The sequence below is a fragment of the Sedimenticola hydrogenitrophicus genome (assembly GCF_025175675.1).
GTDB lineage: Bacteria > Pseudomonadota > Gammaproteobacteria > Chromatiales > Chromatiaceae > Sedimenticola > Sedimenticola hydrogenitrophicus.
Genome location: NZ_JANIOA010000106.1, coordinates 1 through 1,308, shown reverse-complemented (window position 1 = coordinate 1,308; position 1,308 = coordinate 1). Strand labels below are relative to the sequence as shown.

Annotated in this window: 2 protein-coding genes; both read left to right on the top strand. The window is 52.4% G+C overall.

From position 1 onward, the window contains the following. The first annotated feature begins 397 nt into the window (after nucleotides 1-397). Nucleotides 398-703, top strand: coding sequence for a GFA family protein (locus tag NPX02_RS21660; RefSeq protein WP_418067374.1), 306 nt, complete (start codon nucleotides 398-400; stop codon nucleotides 701-703). Nucleotides 704-920: 217 nt separating this feature from the next. Continuing rightward, on the top strand, nucleotides 921-1,308 hold a 388-nt coding region (locus NPX02_RS21135; RefSeq protein WP_260296044.1), incomplete at its 3' end, for a selenium-binding family protein.

The window sequence follows — 1,308 nt, the reverse complement described above, 5'->3', positions numbered from 1 at the left end:
TGAACCCGACGAAATTGGTCTGGGTGTAAAGGATTCCGACATCAGGAACGACCGTTTCGTGTCGGTAGTGTGAATGAATATAGGACACCCAGTGCGCCGAGATAAATCGGTAGAAGATCGCAAAGTTCGGGGGACACAATACTTAACTCCTGCAATTAAGTATCGTGTCCCCAGAACTCCTGTAGATTTCCTGACGCATGAGACCACCGGGGGCAAGCCCCAACACAGGTATTAGGTGCCTTAAAAACCCATCAGAGCGATACCGCCTAAAGGCTGGATATTTTAGCAAGGGCAACTATGGTTAGAGTGGACATTCGAATGCTTTAGGAGGTTGAACATGTCTGTGAAGGGGTCGTGTCTATGTGGAGCGGCAATTTATGAGGTTAGCAGCTAATAGATCTTCACAGCCAAGTGTCACTGTCGTGATTGTCAAGAACTGTCCAGTAGCGGTTATATGTTTGTGATTGCGTATTCCGAAGATACGGATTCAATGAGCGGACCGATGACCTACGACGAAAAGGTTGCAGATAACGGGCAGAAAGTTCAGGAACGGTATCGTGGTGAATGTAGTTCCAGAATAGGTGCGCGGTGCGATTCTTTGCCTGGCGTAGTTCTGATCGCAGCTGGAAGTCTCGATGATCCGTCCGCAGTTTCACCGGAGATGGAAATCTATACGGCTAGAGCGAACCATAGTGGGATTTGATGGATGAAAATCTTCCAAAGTTTGAAGCAATGCCTCCGATGGAGTAGGCGAACAGCAACAACGAGGGGCTACCATGAAAGAGAGACACATTTATCGACGGCCGTTGGTCCAGGATGTCATCGGTGTCAACGCCACACACTCAACGTCTTCAACCTCCCATAAGGAAACTGGGATAAGAACGATAGGTACTCGATCCAGATGGGGCCTGATCTGCGCATTGTCCGCATTGGCCTTTCTGCTCTCCGTGGCGATTGCGCCGTTCCACGCTCTCGCTGATGAGTCGGTCTTCGTCAAGGGCCTCGAAGGCGGTACCGACATCGGTAAGCACGAGACGATTCTTTATGTCTGGACTCGGGACGCCGATGGCAAGGAGAGTGACGGGTTGTCCGTCGTCGACGTGGACCCGCAGTCGAAGAGCTTCGGTCAAATCCTCTACATGGCACCCACCGGGTCGAGCGCCAACGAGGCGCATCACTTTGGTTATACCGCAAACACCGACCGAATCTTCGGCGGCGGGCTCTTCTCGAACAAGCTGTTCGTCTACGACCTGACCGCTGATCCGCGCCGGCCGCAGCTCAAACGCGTGGTGGACCTGGATCCCACCG